Annotated in this window: 13 protein-coding genes and 1 riboswitch; of the genes, 6 read left to right on the plus strand and 7 right to left on the minus strand. The window is 64.4% G+C overall.

All coding sequences use genetic code 11. From position 1 onward, the window contains the following. Positions 1-91 precede the first annotated feature (91 nt). Positions 92-1,009 carry a DMT family transporter gene (locus M653_RS0102185; RefSeq protein ID WP_027141813.1) on the minus strand — a complete coding sequence of 306 codons (918 nt, stop codon included), beginning with the start codon at positions 1,007-1,009 and terminating at the stop codon, positions 92-94. A gap of 211 nt (positions 1,010-1,220) precedes the next feature. On the opposite strand from M653_RS0102185, the gene M653_RS0102190 reads away from it, so the two are divergent. Both M653_RS0102190 and M653_RS0102195 read left to right on the plus strand, forming a co-directional pair. Further along, positions 1,221-2,519 (plus strand): adenylosuccinate synthase, encoded by a 1,299-nt coding sequence (locus M653_RS0102190; protein WP_027141814.1) that lies wholly within the window; start codon positions 1,221-1,223, stop codon positions 2,517-2,519. Between the two features lie 75 nt (positions 2,520-2,594). After that, entirely contained in the window at positions 2,595-4,391 is a 1,797-nt protein-coding gene (locus M653_RS0102195; protein WP_027141815.1) for a hypothetical protein, read from the plus strand. An 18-nt stretch (positions 4,392-4,409) separates the two neighbouring features. Here M653_RS0102195 and M653_RS0102200 read toward each other — a convergent pair whose 3' ends face one another. The 4 genes from M653_RS0102200 to M653_RS0102215 form a co-directional block, all read right to left on the minus strand. Continuing rightward, positions 4,410-4,709 carry a CcdB family protein gene (locus M653_RS0102200; RefSeq protein WP_027141816.1) on the minus strand — a complete coding sequence of 100 codons (300 nt, stop codon included), beginning with the start codon at positions 4,707-4,709 and terminating at the stop codon, positions 4,410-4,412. Then, positions 4,709-4,951 carry a type II toxin-antitoxin system CcdA family antitoxin gene (locus tag M653_RS0102205; RefSeq protein WP_027141817.1) on the minus strand — a complete coding sequence of 81 codons (243 nt, stop codon included), beginning with the start codon at positions 4,949-4,951 and terminating at the stop codon, positions 4,709-4,711. The genes M653_RS0102200 and M653_RS0102205 overlap by 1 nt, the downstream gene beginning before the upstream one ends. A gap of 83 nt (positions 4,952-5,034) precedes the next feature. After that, positions 5,035-6,855 carry an ABC-F family ATP-binding cassette domain-containing protein gene (locus tag M653_RS0102210; RefSeq protein ID WP_027141818.1) on the minus strand — a complete coding sequence of 607 codons (1,821 nt, stop codon included), beginning with the start codon at positions 6,853-6,855 and terminating at the stop codon, positions 5,035-5,037. Position 6,856: 1 nt separating this feature from the next. Beyond that, the gene (locus M653_RS0102215; protein ID WP_027141819.1) at positions 6,857-7,501 is read right to left on the minus strand and encodes a thiamine diphosphokinase; all 645 of its coding nucleotides are present in this window, start codon (positions 7,499-7,501) and stop codon (positions 6,857-6,859) included. Between the two features lie 87 nt (positions 7,502-7,588). Then, positions 7,589-7,703, plus strand: a riboswitch (TPP riboswitch). A 43-nt stretch (positions 7,704-7,746) separates the two neighbouring features. On the opposite strand from M653_RS0102215, the gene thiB reads away from it, so the two are divergent. The 4 genes from thiB to M653_RS0102235 all read left to right on the plus strand — a co-directional run bounded on the left by thiB (position 7,747) and on the right by M653_RS0102235 (position 12,906). Further along, the gene (gene thiB / locus M653_RS0102220; RefSeq protein ID WP_027141820.1) at positions 7,747-8,745 is read left to right on the plus strand and encodes a thiamine ABC transporter substrate binding subunit; all 999 of its coding nucleotides are present in this window, start codon (positions 7,747-7,749) and stop codon (positions 8,743-8,745) included. Positions 8,746-8,768: 23 nt separating this feature from the next. Continuing rightward, positions 8,769-10,436, plus strand: coding sequence for a thiamine/thiamine pyrophosphate ABC transporter permease (thiP, locus tag M653_RS0102225; protein WP_051442593.1), 1,668 nt, complete (start codon positions 8,769-8,771; stop codon positions 10,434-10,436). After that, positions 10,429-11,205 (plus strand): thiamine ABC transporter ATP-binding protein, encoded by a 777-nt coding sequence (gene thiQ, locus M653_RS0102230; RefSeq protein ID WP_027141822.1) that lies wholly within the window; start codon positions 10,429-10,431, stop codon positions 11,203-11,205. The genes thiP and thiQ overlap by 8 nt, the downstream gene beginning before the upstream one ends. 231 nt (positions 11,206-11,436) lie before the next feature. Next, positions 11,437-12,906: a M48 family metalloprotease gene (locus M653_RS0102235; protein WP_027141823.1), complete on the plus strand. Its 1,470-nt coding sequence runs from the start codon at positions 11,437-11,439 to the stop codon at positions 12,904-12,906. A 16-nt stretch (positions 12,907-12,922) separates the two neighbouring features. Here M653_RS0102235 and M653_RS0102240 read toward each other — a convergent pair whose 3' ends face one another. Next, positions 12,923-13,786 (minus strand): RNA polymerase factor sigma-32, encoded by an 864-nt coding sequence (locus tag M653_RS0102240; RefSeq protein WP_027141824.1) that lies wholly within the window; start codon positions 13,784-13,786, stop codon positions 12,923-12,925. A gap of 71 nt (positions 13,787-13,857) precedes the next feature. After that, positions 13,858-14,043 (minus strand): hypothetical protein, encoded by a 186-nt coding sequence (locus tag M653_RS1000000136540; RefSeq protein ID WP_156938141.1) that lies wholly within the window; start codon positions 14,041-14,043, stop codon positions 13,858-13,860. Between the last annotated feature and the right edge of the window lie 26 nt (positions 14,044-14,069).

A 14,069-nucleotide genomic window follows, 5' to 3' on the forward strand; every position in this document is an offset into this window, starting at 1 on the left:
CATGATTTGGAGGCCTCTAGTCGGCGGTTCAATGTTTGATGGAATCGCCGAACCGCTTCAACTCTTTACATGGCAATCCCTAGGGAAAGTGCTACGCGCGCTTCCTGGAATTGCTCTGGCCAGAAGCCATCTTGCGCCCGCTGTGTTCGGCGAGCCCGATGCCGCCCAGAACGAGAACCAATGCCAGCGCCTGATAGAGCTGAAAGGTCTCCCCAACGATCAGCACCGAAAGCAGCGTGCCGAAGATCGGCACCAGATTGATGAACAGGCCAGCGCGGTTGGCGCCGATGAGCTCGTTGCCCCTGATATATGTTATCTGCGAGATCACCGAAGCGCCGATCGCCGTGTAGACGATGACAGCCCAGCCGCGCGTATCGGGCACGATCACCTTGCCGGCGGCGGCTTCCCACAGGAAGAAGGGCAGCGAGGTGATGAGCGCGGCGAACGACATGGCCAGCATCAGGCTCTGCCAGCGCATCGCCGGCTTCAGCCGCAACCCGACCGAATAGCCGCTGTAGAGAACGACCGCGACCAGCATGATGGCGTCTCCGAAATTGAGTTCCAGCGTCAGCAGCCGGCGGGGATCGCCATGACAGGCCGTCAGGATGACGCCGAAGATGGTCAGCGCCACCCCGGCGATCTGCGCCCAGTTCACGCGCAGGCGGAAGAAAACGAAATTGGCTGTCATGATCAGGATCGGCATCGCCGCCTGTTCGATCGAGACATTGATCGCCGTGGTGTAATTCAGCGCGGTGTAGAAGATGGTGTTGAACAGGGTGAAGCCGCTGGCGCCCAGCGCCGCCAGCACGAACCAGTGCCTGCGCACGACATGCCAATCCTCCTGGATCGTGCGCCAGCCGATCGGCAGCAGGATCGCCACGGCCAGCATCCAGCGCAGGAAGACCAGCGTCATTGGCGAGACGTGGTCGACCGCCAGCTTGCCGGCCACCGAATTGCCGCCCCACAGCAAGGTGGTGAGCAGCAGGAATATGTAGGCGCTTCGATGCATCGCGGGCTTCCGGCCGCGGGATGGGCTGCGGTGTTTGCCGGCCTATTGCCCCCACCAGTCCAAGTAAATGATGTCAAAGCCGGAAATTGTTGTGCCTCAGGGCATTTTTGGCGGCAAAGAAAGGTCGCACTCGCGAGGTCTTGACGCTATAGAGGCCTGTCGTTTCGAACCATATCCAAGCCGCGCGGCGGCGTCTCAAGGGAAAAGAAACATGGCCAATGTGGTGGTCGTCGGCTCGCAATGGGGCGACGAAGGCAAGGGCAAGATCGTCGACTGGCTGTCGGAGCGTGCCGATGTGGTGGTGCGTTTCCAGGGCGGCCACAATGCCGGTCATACGCTGGTCGTCGACGGTAAGGTCTACAAGCTGTCGCTGCTGCCTTCGGGCGTCGTGCGGGAAGGCAAGCTGTCCATCATCGGCAATGGCGTGGTCTTCGATCCGCATGCTTTCGTCGCCGAAGTGGAGAAGCTCAAGGCGCAGGGCGTGGAAGTGACGCCGGATCGCCTGAAAATAGCCGAAAACACGGCGCTTATCCTGTCCGTCCACCGGGAACTGGACGGATTCCGCGAGGATGCCGCTTCGAATTCCGGAACGAAGATTGGCACGACCCGACGCGGTATCGGCCCCGCCTACGAGGACAAGGTGGGCCGGCGCGCGGTTCGGGTGATGGATCTGGCGGATTTGGAAACTTTGCCCCTGAAGGTCGACAGGCTGCTGACGCACCACAATGCGCTGCGTCGCGGGCTCGGCCATGCCGAAGTCACGCATGACGCGATCATGCAGGAATTGACCTCGGTCGCGAACAGCATCCTGCCCTATATGGATCGCGTCTGGAAGGTGCTCGACGACAAGCGCCGCGCCGGCGAGCGCATCCTGTTCGAGGGCGCGCAAGGCACGCTGCTCGACATCGACCACGGCACCTATCCGTTCGTCACCTCGTCCAACACGGTCGCCGGCCAGGCCGCAGCCGGCTCCGGCGTCGGCCCGGGCGCTATCGGCTACGTGCTCGGCATCACCAAGGCCTACACGACGCGCGTCGGCGAAGGTCCGTTCCCGACCGAGCAGAAGAACGAGGTCGGCGAGTTCCTCGGCACGCGCGGCCATGAATTCGGTGTCGTCACCGGGCGCAAGCGCCGCTGCGGCTGGTTCGACGCGGTGCTGGTGCGCCAGGCGGTCGCCGTCAACGGCATCAAGGGCATCGCGCTGACCAAGCTCGACGTGCTCGACGGGCTGGACGAGATCAAGGTCTGTACCGGCTACAGGCTCGACGGCGAGACGATCGACTATCTGCCGGCAAGCCAGGGCGCGCAGGCCCGCGTCGAACCCATCTACGAGACGCTGGAAGGCTGGAAAGGCACCACCGCCGGCGCACGCAGCTGGAACGATCTTCCGGCCCAGGCCGTCAAATATGTCCGATACATAGAGGAGTTGATCGGCGCGCCGGTCGCGCTCCTCTCCACCAGCCCGGAACGGGACGACACGATACTTGTGACCGATCCGTTTCAAGACTAGTTTCTGAAGCCTTTCCGGGCATCGCGGCTGATTTGCGGGGGCCGGCGCGGAGGCAAAATACAGGTCGACTGAAGCATGGCAGATTTCGTTGCTGTTCTGAAAAACGCGTTCGAGAAGCACGGCGACGAGACGCCCGAGAAGCGTACGCGCATCTATAACAGCGTTCGCGCCATGCTGGCGAAGAAGCTTGCGGAATATTCGCCGCCGCTGGCTCCCGAGGCCATAGACAAACAGAAACGCTCGCTGGACGACGCCATTGCCGGCGTCGAGCGTGAGTACGTCAAAAGCGTTCCGGAGACGGATCCGCTCGCGGAACTGGAACACATCTTTTCCTCCATCGACCGTAACAAGAACCAGTCGAGCCACGTCAAGCAGCCAGTCAAGGCCGAACCGGTTCCCGCTTCGTCTCCGTATCGGCCCGCCCCTGCCGCGGCCAGCCCGGAGCCGTACAAACCGGCGCAGCCCGTGGCGAATCCCGAGCCCTACCGGCCTGCTCCAGCCGCCAAATCCGAGCCAGGCTGGCAAAGGCCGACGCCAGTGCAGCCCGCTCCGGACTTTTCGGAAAAGACCTTGCCGGGGATGGATGCGAATCGGGACGACGACCAGGACGATGTCTTTGCCGATGACGAAGCGCCGGCGGGCGCCGACACTTTCGAGCGTTCGCGCCCGGCTGAACGCAAGCGCAGCTATGGCGGGCTGATCGCCGCCGTCGTCGCATTGCTGGTCGTTGCCGGCGGCGGTTACGGCATCTGGCTGAACAAGGACGCCTTCGGCAGGATGCTGGGCCTGGACGGCAGCAAGGTCGTTGCCAAGACGGAACCTGTGAAAACGACGCCGGCCAAGCCGGCCAAGCCGGCAACCGATGCCGCGGCCGCGCCACCGGCGCCCGCGACGGGCGCCGAAGGCACGAAATTCACGCAGCGGCTGACGCCTGAAGGCGGCGAAACCGATCCCGGCCCGGCGGGTGGGCAGAGCGGCATAGGCGAGGGCGAATCCGTCGCCGCGCTGACGACGCCGCCAACGGCAACGAATACGCCGGCCACGGCAGCGCCGGCGCTTCCCGCGCCGGCTGCCAATACGCCGGCTGCCGGTACGCCTGCGGCAGGCACGCCTGCCGCAACCACGCCCGCGGCGGGCACCCCGCCCGCGACACCACCCGCCAATGGAACCGCGCCCGCGGCCCCGGCCGATGCCGCCGCCACGCCGCCGCCCGCGCCGGCAGGCGCAACGCCGCCCGCGCCGGCAGGCGCCACGCCGACGGCACCGGCAGGCGCGACGCCGGCGGCACCGGCCGCGGCTGCGGCGCAGACCGCGGTTCCGGTCGGCCAGAAGGCGATCTTCTATGAGGAGCGCACCAGCACCGCGCAGGGTTCGGCCGAGCCCGGCAGCATCGTCTGGTCGCTGGTGCAGGAATCGCCCGGCGGCGACCTGCCGCCCGAGCCGGCGATCCGTGCCGAGGCGACCATTCCCGGCAAGGACATCCAGCTGCGCATGACCATTCGTCGCAACACCGACCAGACCCTGCCGGCGAGCCACATCATCGAGATGATCTTCCTGACGCCCGACGGCTTCGAGGGCGGCGGCGTCGATAACATATTGCGCGTCGCCATGAAGAGCTCCGAACAGGATGCCGGCAGCCCGCTGATCGGCATCCCGGCCAAGATCGCCGACGGCTTCTTCCTCGTCGCGCTCAACGACACCAAGGCCGACGAAGACGCCAACATGACTCTCTTGCGCGGCCAGGACTGGATCGACGTGCCGGTGGTCTACAAGACCGGACGGCGGGCCTTGCTGACCATGGAAAAGGGCATTCCCGGCGAGAAGGTGTTCGACGAGGCGATCAAGGCCTGGCAGGCCAAGACGGCGGGTTGAGTTCAGGTCCGTCTCGGCTCAGAAGCCTTGGAACAGCATGTCGAGCGCAGCAACGATCTCGTCATGATGCTTCGTCAGGTTCAGCCGACTTTCGCCCAGTTCGCTTGCCGGAACGGTAGCAATCAGGTGTGTCGCCATAACCAGCTTCCGGCCGTTGATGTCGAAGATCGGATGAAGCTTTCGCATCGGTGGCGGCACCGTTGCGACCGGCAGTAGCGGGATGACTACCCGCGTTTTGAAATTGTCGAGCAGGTCGGATTGAACGTCGAGCAAATAATTGCCTTCGACACGCCCGGCGAAGACATCATAGCGGGGCATCAGAACTGCCGGTGCTCTTCCAACGGTATGCCGTTTTTGTCGATGTAGTCGTTCCACGCATCTATCGTGGGGCGGTTCTCAAGCTTCCACAGCCTCGTCTTTTCGGCCGCCACCGCTTCCGCGATCCCGGCCTCCGCAGCGCGCGAGACATTCACATCAAGCCCCTTGGCTTCCCTCATGAGGTTCGAGTCGATCGACAGATTTGCTGGCTGACGGACCGCATTCAAGGCAATCTTACGCATGGTAGCCTCCGCAACATGCGCATAATATATGCGCATTCCGACATGGAGGCAATAAAATCAAGCTGCCCCGACCGCAGGCGGACCTACCCTTCCATCTCTTCCCGCAGCATCTCCAACTCCAGCCATTCTTCCTCGAGCGCCGCCAACGTGGCACGCTCCTTGTCGAGGGCGGCGATCGTCTTCTGGAACGAGGCCGGGTCGCGCTCGTAATAGGCCGGGTCGGCGATGTTGTTCTCCAGCCGCGAGATCGATGCGGTCACCGCCTCGATTTTCTTGGGTAGGGACTCCAAGGCGAACTTCTGCTTGAACGACAGTTTCTTCGCCGGCCCTTTCTGCGCTGCCGGCTCGCTCCTGCCCGGCGTGGGCACATCGCCGGCTTCGGCCTTGGCACGCGCTTTTCGGTCGTCCAGCCTGGTGCCGCCGCGTTGCGCCAGCATGTCGGAATAGCCGCCGGCATATTCGACCCAGCGGCCGCCGCCGTCCGGCGCGATGATGCTGGTGACGGTACGGTCGAGGAAATCGCGGTCGTGGCTGACCAGGATGACGGTGCCGGCAAAACCGGCAACCAGTTCCTGCAGCAGTTCCAGTGTCTCCATGTCGAGATCGTTGGTCGGCTCATCGAGCACCAGAAGGTTCGCCGGCCGTGCCAGCACGCGCGCCAGGATCAGCCGCGCCCGCTCGCCACCGGAAAGCTCACGCACAGGGGTGCGGGCCTGTTCCGGCTTGAACAGGAAATCCTTCATGTAGGAGACGACATGGCGCTGCTCGCCATTGATGACCAGGTTCTCGCCGCGCCCGTCCGTCAGATATTGCGCCAGCGTCTCCTGCGGATCGACCGCCTCGCGTTTTTGGTCAAGCGTGGCGATTTCCAGATTGGTGCCGAGCCGCACCGATCCGGCATCCGGCGCCAATTCGCCGGTCAGCATCTTCAGAAGTGTCGTCTTGCCGGCGCCGTTCGGCCCGACAAGACCGACGCGGTCGCCGCGCTGGATGCGGGTCGAGAACCCCTTGACCACGGTGAGATCACCAAAGCTCTTCTCGATGTTCTTGGCTTCGATCACCAGCTTGCCGGATTCGGCGGCGTCGCTTGCCACCATGGACGCGGAGCCTTCGGCGCCGCGATGGCCGCGAAAGCGCTGGCGCATGGTCTGCAGTTCGCCCAATCGGCGCATGTTGCGCTTGCGCCGCGCCGTCACGCCATAACGCAGCCAGTGCTCCTCGCGCACGATCTGGCGGCCGAGCTTGTGCTGCTCGCGCTCTTCCTCTTCCAGCACCATGTCGCGCCATTCCTCGAAATGGCCAAAGCCCTTGTCCAGCCTGCGGGTCTGGCCACGGTCGAGCCAGACGGTGGCGCGCGACACGCGTTCAAGGAAGCGGCGGTCATGCGAAATGACGATGAGCGCCGAGGAAGTCCGGACGAGCTCCTCTTCCAGCCATTCGATCACCGACAGATCAAGATGGTTCGTCGGCTCATCAAGTAGCAGGATGTCGGGCTCTGGCGCCATGACACGGGCAAGCGCGGCGCGCCTGGCCTCGCCGCCGGACAGGTCGCCTGGCCGTTCCTCGCCCGACAGGCCGAGATGCTCCATCAGATAGCTGGCGCGGTAGGGATCGTCGGCCGGGCCGAGCCCTGCCTCGACATAGGCCCGCACGGTGGCAAAACCCTCCATGTCGGGCATTTGCGGCAGATAGCGCACTGTCGCGGAAGGCTGGCGGAACACCTCGCCGTCCTGCGGTTCGATCAGGCCGGCGGCGATCTTGAGCAGCGTCGACTTGCCGGACCCGTTGCGGCCGACCAGCGCGATCTTGTCGCCGGCCGACGCGGACAAGGCTGCGCCGTCGAGCAGCGGCGTGCCGCCAAAGGTCAGCTTTATCCCGTCGAGATTGAGAAGAGGCGGGGCCATGTCAGCTTTCGGGCAATGGATAGGGATGGGCGAGCAGCAGCGCTCGACCATGGCCAAGCGCGATGTCGAGGCGGCCCTTGACCTCGTTGGAAATGGTTAGCGACGAACCGAAAGCCACCTCGACCTTGTCGAGCGGCCATTTGGCGCCGGTGACGGTCAGGCCGGAGAGTTCGGAGAAGCCAAGGATCGAAAACAGCGTGCCGTCGGCATAATCGAAGCTGGCCATGCCGAGCAGCAAGGGGACAGCTTCCTGGGCACCGCTGGTCAGAAGCACATCCGTTCCGGCCTCGGCCAGCCGCAGGCCAAGCGCCAGATGCAGGAAGGCGTGGTCGGCACGCTTGCCGCCGAAAGCGCCCGCCAGCACAAGGCGCGTCGCCCCGCGTTCAAGGGCCGCCGCGATCGCCAGTTCGCCGTCGGTCTTGTCCTTTTCCGCCGGGAAGGTCTGCCTGGGCACAGCGGCCAGGTGGGCGGGCAGATCGGGCGGCACGGAATCGAAATCGCCGACCCACAGTTCCGGAACAAGGGCCAGCATCCGCGCGTGGCCGATGCCGGCGTCGGCGGCGATGACGCGCGAGCCTTCGACCTGGCGGTCAAGCCGGGGCGTGCGGATGAGATCGCCGCCAAGCAGGATGGTGAATGTGCTCATATCCCGTCGCCCTTACCAGCCCGGCACGGGAAACGGAAGGCGGCAAACTCCCACTTGCGTGTCCCATCGGTCGGGCTTATGTGTCGAAACGCTCTAACGGGGTGCCGGACGCGATTTTCGCGGGCCGGCTGAGAGGCAGTCTCGCCAACCCGCTGAACCTGATCCGGTTTGTACCGGCGGAGGGATTAGACGTTTCGGACAATCCGACGCCTCAATTCCTTTCAACGCAAACGAAGGAGGCGCCGATGCGCACGCTTTTATATTCCCTCATCGCGGCCACGGTAGTGACCCTGTCCGGGCCGGCTTTGGCCAAGGACAAGCTCACCGTCTACACCTATGAGAGCTTCACCGCCGACTGGGGTCCAGGCCCGGTGGTGAAGAAGGAATTCGAGGCCGAATGTGGCTGCGATGTCGAGTTCGTCTCGGTCGCCGATGGCGTGGCGCTGCTCAACCGCGTCAAGCTGGAAGGCGCTTCGACCAAGGCTGATATCGTGCTCGGCCTCGACACCAATCTCACCGCCGATGCCAAGGCGTCGGGCCTGTTCGCGCCGCACGGCGCGGTGAGCGATGTCAATGTGCCGGGCGGCTGGAGCGACGATACTTTCGTCCCCTTCGACTATGGCTATTTCGCTGTCGTCTACGATACCGAAAAGCTGAAGACGCCGCCGAAAACCCTGAAGGACCTGGTCGAGGGCAGTGCCAATGACAAGATCGTCATTCAGGATCCGCGCACGTCGACGCCCGGTCTCGGCCTGCTGTTGTGGGTGAAGTCGGTATATGGCGACAAGGCGCCGGAAGCCTGGGCCAAGCTCAAGGCCAAGGTGCTGACCGTGACGCCGGGCTGGAGCGAGGCCTATGGCCTGTTCACCAAGGGCGAGGCGCCGATGGTGCTGTCCTACACCACCTCGCCGGCCTACCACATGGTCGCCGAGAACACCGAGCGCTACCAGGCGGCATCCTTTGAAGAGGGCGAGTATCTGCAGATCGAGGTCGCCGGCATCACCACGACAGGCGCCAAGAACCCGCTGGCGGCCAAGTTCATGGCTTTCATGACTGGGCCGAAATTCCAGGACGCCATCCCGGAGACCAACTGGATGTTCCCGGCCGGCAAGACCGACAAGCCGCTCAACCCTGCCTTCGACAAACTGGTCAAGCCGACCAAGACCTTGCTGTTCAGCCCCGAGGAAGTCGCGGCCAACCGCAAGGCCTGGGTGGACGAATGGCTGGCGGTGATGAGCAAGTAGGTTTCGTGGGCTAGTCTCGTGAGATGACCGCCAAGGAACACAATGTTTCCCAAGTCGATCGTTGGTTCTCAGTGCAAACCCGTTCTGACCCCCGCATCACAGCCGGCATTGTCGCGCTTGCCGCGACCTCGCTGCTGATCGGCGGCGCTTTTGCCGGGCTGCTCGCCGAAGGCGCCCACGATTTTTCCGGCGCCTGGGCCGCCTTCGATCCTTACCTCTTCCGTGTCGTGCGCTTCACACTCTGGCAGGCGGCCCTGTCGACGCTGCTCTCGGTCGGGCCTGCCCTGTTGGTGGCGCGGGCGCTGTCGCGGCATCCACGTTTCCGCGGCCGCGCCTTCATCCTGCAGCTCTTCGCCGTGCCGCTGGCGCTGCCGGCGATCGTCGCGGCGCTCGGCATCCTGGCGCTCTACGGCCGAGCCGGCTATTTCGCCGGCCTGTCCAACTGGGTCGGCGGCCAGGGTTGGCCGGGCATCTACGGCCTCTCCGGCATTCTCGTTGCCCATGTCTTCTTCAACCTGCCATTGGCTACCCGCCTGTTCCTGGAGGCGCTGCAAACCGTTCCCTCAGACCAGTGGCGGCTGGCGAGCCAGCTCGGCATGGGGGCGCGACCGGCGTTGCGGCTGATCGAATGGCCGACGCTGCGGGCCGCCTTGCCTGGTGTCGCCGGACTTGTGTTCATGCTCTGCATCACATCCTTCACCATCGTGCTGACGCTCGGCGGCGGACCGGCCGCGACGACGCTGGAGGTCGGCATCTATCAGGCATTGCGCTTCGATTTCGATCCCGCGCGGGCTGTCGCGCTGACATTGTTGCAGATCGCGCTGACCTTTGTCGTGGTGCTGGCGTTGACCCGGCTTGGCGCCAATGTCGTCGGCGACACCAACCTGCCGGTCGCGCCGCGCCGCTATCTCTCGGTCAACAGGACTGAGGCCGTGCTGAATGCGCTGCTCATCGGGCTGGCGCTGCTGTTCGTCGTGGGACCCATGGCGGCGACCGCAGCGGCCGGATTGGGCGCCGATCTCGGCCGGCTGGCCGGTGAGGCCACTGTCCGGCAAGCGACACTGACCAGTGCCGTGCTCGCGTTCCTGTCGGCGTTGCTTTCGGTGATGCTGTCGCTGGCTCTCACAATGGCGCGGAGGGCGCTGGCATTGAACCGCCGCTCCGGCTCAAGGACATTGCTCGAACATGCCACCGATACCGGCGCCGGCTTTGTGCTGGTCGTGCCGCCGATCGTCATCGGCGCCGGCTGGTTCCTTCTGTTGCGCCATCTCGGCGATGTCTTTGCTGTCGCACTGCTCATGGTCGTTACCGTCAACGCCATCATGGCGATGCCTTTCGCGCTGCGCGCCGTCCGTCCCGCCTATGATGCGGCAAGCGAGCGTCACGAGCGGCTCTGCGCACAGCTCGGCATTTCCGGCTGGTCAAGGCTGTGGCTGGTCGACTGGCCGTCGCTGCGGCGGCCGCTCGCCACCGCCTTTGCCTTCGCCATGGCGCTGTCGCTTGGCGATCTCGGCGTGATCGCCCTGTTCGGCAGTGATTCCGTGCAGACCTTGCCCTACCTTCTCCTGGCGCGCATGGGCAGCTACCGGACGCAGGACGCCGCCGGCCTGGCGTTGTTGCTGGGCCTTGTCTGCCTGGCACTCGTGCTGGCAGCGGACCGGCTGGGAAAGGGGATAGCCCGCGATGTCTGACGGGGCGGCTGACGGCAAAGGGGTTGCGGTGCGGCTGGACAAGGTCTCGTTCAGCTATGGCGGGGCGTTGTTCGCCTTCGATGTCGAGTTCACCGCGACGCGGATCACCGCCATCATGGGGCCGAGCGGTTCGGGAAAGTCGACGCTGCTCAATCTGGTGGCCGGGTTCGAGACGCCGCGATCCGGCCGCGTGCTGATCGGCGGGGCCGACGTCGGTGGCGACCCGCCGGCCATGCGGCCGGTGTCGATGGTGTTCCAGGAAAACAATCTTTTCGCCCATCTTTCTGTCCAGCAAAATGTCGGGCTCGGCCGTTCGCCATCGTTGCGGCTGACGGATACCGACCACGCCGATATCGCGGGCGCCCTTGCGCGCACCGGCCTTGCCGGCAAGGAGAAGCGGCTGCCGCGCGAGCTTTCGGGCGGCGAGCGTCAGCGCGTCGCCCTGGCCCGCGTGCTGGTGCGTGACCGCCCGGTGCTGCTGCTCGACGAACCCTTCGCCTCGCTTGGGCCCGCCTTGCGCGACGACATGCTCGACCTGGTTGCCAGCCTCCATGCCGAGCGTGGCATGACGGTGCTGTTCGTCACGCACCAGCCGCAGGATGCCCGCCGCATCGCGCAGAAGGTGGTGTTTCTGGACAATGGCACCATCGCTGCCTCAGGCACCTCGGAGGATTTCTTTGCAGGGGCTGGGCCGGAGGCGTTCCGGCGCTATATCGGTGCCGGCGCCGGGGATGCGTTATCACGAGATATTGCCCGGAAGCGGACATAATTTACGCTCAAACCGGCCTGAGGCGATGTGGCGCTTGCTTGCCATGACTGGAGTAGTGTGGCTAGGTCCGCTCGATACCGGTCCGGCACAGGCCGTGATTTGCCTACAGCATCTGCTGCCCGCCCCGAGGGGCGCTTGACGGACGCTGTAGCAGTTTGTTTTGCGCATGCGTGGTCATGCGCAAGGACCTGAAAGGAAGCCATTCTGGCGATCAGCGCTGACAGGCTACGAATGAATCCGCTGGCGCGGTTCCTGGCGCTGGCTGGCTTTGCCGTGGCGCTGGCAAGCTGCCAGATGTTCACGCCTCCGGAGGTCCAGGAATCCGGCTTCCAGCCATCCGACAAGCCGATCACGGTGGACAATGTCGCCGCCAACAACAAGCTTGCCGAACTCGCCAAGGCGCAGCATCCGCGCATCCTTGCAACGTATGGCGGCGAATATTCCGATCCCAAGCTCGAGCGCATGGTCGCCAAGGTGGTCGGCAATTTGACCGTGGTATCGGCCAACCCGACCCAGACCTATCGCATCACCATCCTCAATTCGCCCAACGTCAACGCCTTCGCGCTGCCGGGCGGATATCTCTACATCACGCGCGGCCTCTTGGCGCTGGCCAATGATTCGTCCGAGCTCGCCGCCGTCATCGCGCATGAAATGGGCCACGTCACCGCCAATCACGGCCTGCAGCGCCAGCAGCTGGAGGCCGAGGAAGGCCTGGCGACCAAGGTTGTTTCCGATGTGCTCGGCGACAGCCCGACCGCCAAGGCAGCACTGATCCGCGGCAAGCTCAGGCTGGCGCAGTTCTCGCGCAATCAGGAACTGGAGGCGGACGCCATCGGCATCAAGTCGATCGGCGAAGCCGGCTACGATCCCTATGCCGCCGGCCGCTTCCTGCAGTCGATGTCGGCCTATACCGATTTCCGCTCGATCAGCGGTGCCACGGACGCCAGCCTCGATTTCCTGGCCACCCACCCCAACACGCCGCAACGCATCGATCTGGCACAGCGCCACGCCCGCCAGTTCGGCGCGCCCGGTTTCGGCACGCGCGACCGCGATTCCTTCCTCGCCGGCATAGACGGCCTGCTTTATGGCGATACGCCGGAAGAAGGCTATGTGCGCGGCGAAACCTTCCTGCATCCGGGCCTCGGCGTGTCGTTCACCGTGCCGGACGGTTTCATCATCGACAATTCGGCGGCAGCGGTTACGGCGACCGGGCCGGGCGACATAGCGATCCGCTTCGACGGCGTTTCGATCGACAAGAACCGCGCCCTGACCGATTATATCAGAAGCGGCTGGGTGGCCGGCCTCGACGACAGCACCGTCAAGCAGGAAACCATCAACGGCAATGAGGCGGCGACCGCGCACGCAGGCGCCGAAGGCTGGCAGTTCGATATCGCGGTGATCCGGGCCGGAGGCCAGGTCTACCGGTTGCTGACCGCGGCTCCCTCGGCCAGCACCTCGCTGGAGACGGTGGCTCGCTCGGTCAGCGGCTCCTTCCGCATTCTCAGTCCCGCCGAAAAGGCGGTACTGAAGCCACTGCATATTCGTGTACTCACCGTACAGCCGGGACAGACCATGGGTTCGCTTGCTGCCCAGATGGTGGGGGTCGACCGCAAGCTCGACCTGTTCCGCGTGCTCAACGCGCTGTCGCCGGGGGCCGCGGTTTCGGCCGGCGACAAGGTCAAGATCGTCACCGACAAGTAAGCGCCTGTCGCGGGAATCAGGCGGCAGTCGCCATGAATTCCGGGTTCTGCTTCACCAGCGCGACCTTGAGCTTTTCCATGGCGCGGGCTTCGATCTGGCGGACGCGTTCCTTGGAGATGCCGAGCGTTTCGCCGAGAGCCTCGAGTGTGGCGCCCTCGTCGGTAAGCCGGCGTTCCTCGATGATGCGGAGTTCGCGAGCGTTGAGAGCTTGAAGCGCCTCCCTCAGCCAGAGCGAGCGGCGCGCGACGTCGATCTTGTCGCCGACAATCTCGTCGGGCAAGGGATCGTCCGAGACCAGGAAGTCCATCCGCTCGGTCGCCCCCGCATCGTCGGCAAGCGGCACGTTAAGCGAGGAGTCGGGCGCCGACAGGCGTGAATCCATCAACTCCACATCAGCTTCGGAAACGCCGAGCGCAACCGACACCTCGCGGTAGAGAGTCGTGTTGGAGAGCGGTTCGGCGCCGTTCGCGAGACGGGCACGCAAGCGCCTGAGATTGAAGAACAGAGCCTTTTGCGCCGAACTGGTGCCGCCGCGCACGATCGACCAGTTGCGCAAGATGTAGTCCTGCATCGAAGCGCGTATCCACCACGTCGCGTAGGTGGAAAACCGCACCTCGCGCTCCGGCTCGAAGCGGGCGGCGGCCTCGAGCAGGCCGACATGGCCTTCCTGGATCAGGTCGCCGAGCGGCAAGCCGTAATGGCGGAATTTCGAGGCCATGGAAATGACCAGCCGCATATGGGCAACGGTGATGCTGTGCAATGCGTTCTGGTCGTTGTCCTCTTTCCAAAGCAGTGCCAGCCGATGCTCCTCGTCGCGCTCGAGGTAAGGCGCCCTCATTGCCGCGCGGACCATGACCCGACCTGCCGTGTCTTCCATCATAAGGCGCTCCTTGGCTCAGGCGTGCGAATGACAAACTGGCAGGAACCGGCTTGAAATGACGGCGTCGTGCCCTAGAACAGCCAAAACTGCCGTGCGCGGGAAAGGTTCCGCTGGCGCAGGCAGGCGAGCGATGACGTCCGGGCAATTTCGGCACGGCTGCCCGGAATCCCGGTGCTGCAACGAAATTCCTTTTTGAGTATTTGATTTCTGGAATTAGCTTTCTTTGAAATTTTGTTCCTTATTTTTCCGACCTGCATCTGTCATTTTCCAACTCTCACAACAT

It is taken from the genome of Mesorhizobium sp. WSM3626, assembly GCF_000513935.1.
Lineage (GTDB): Bacteria > Pseudomonadota > Alphaproteobacteria > Rhizobiales > Rhizobiaceae > Mesorhizobium > Mesorhizobium salmacidum.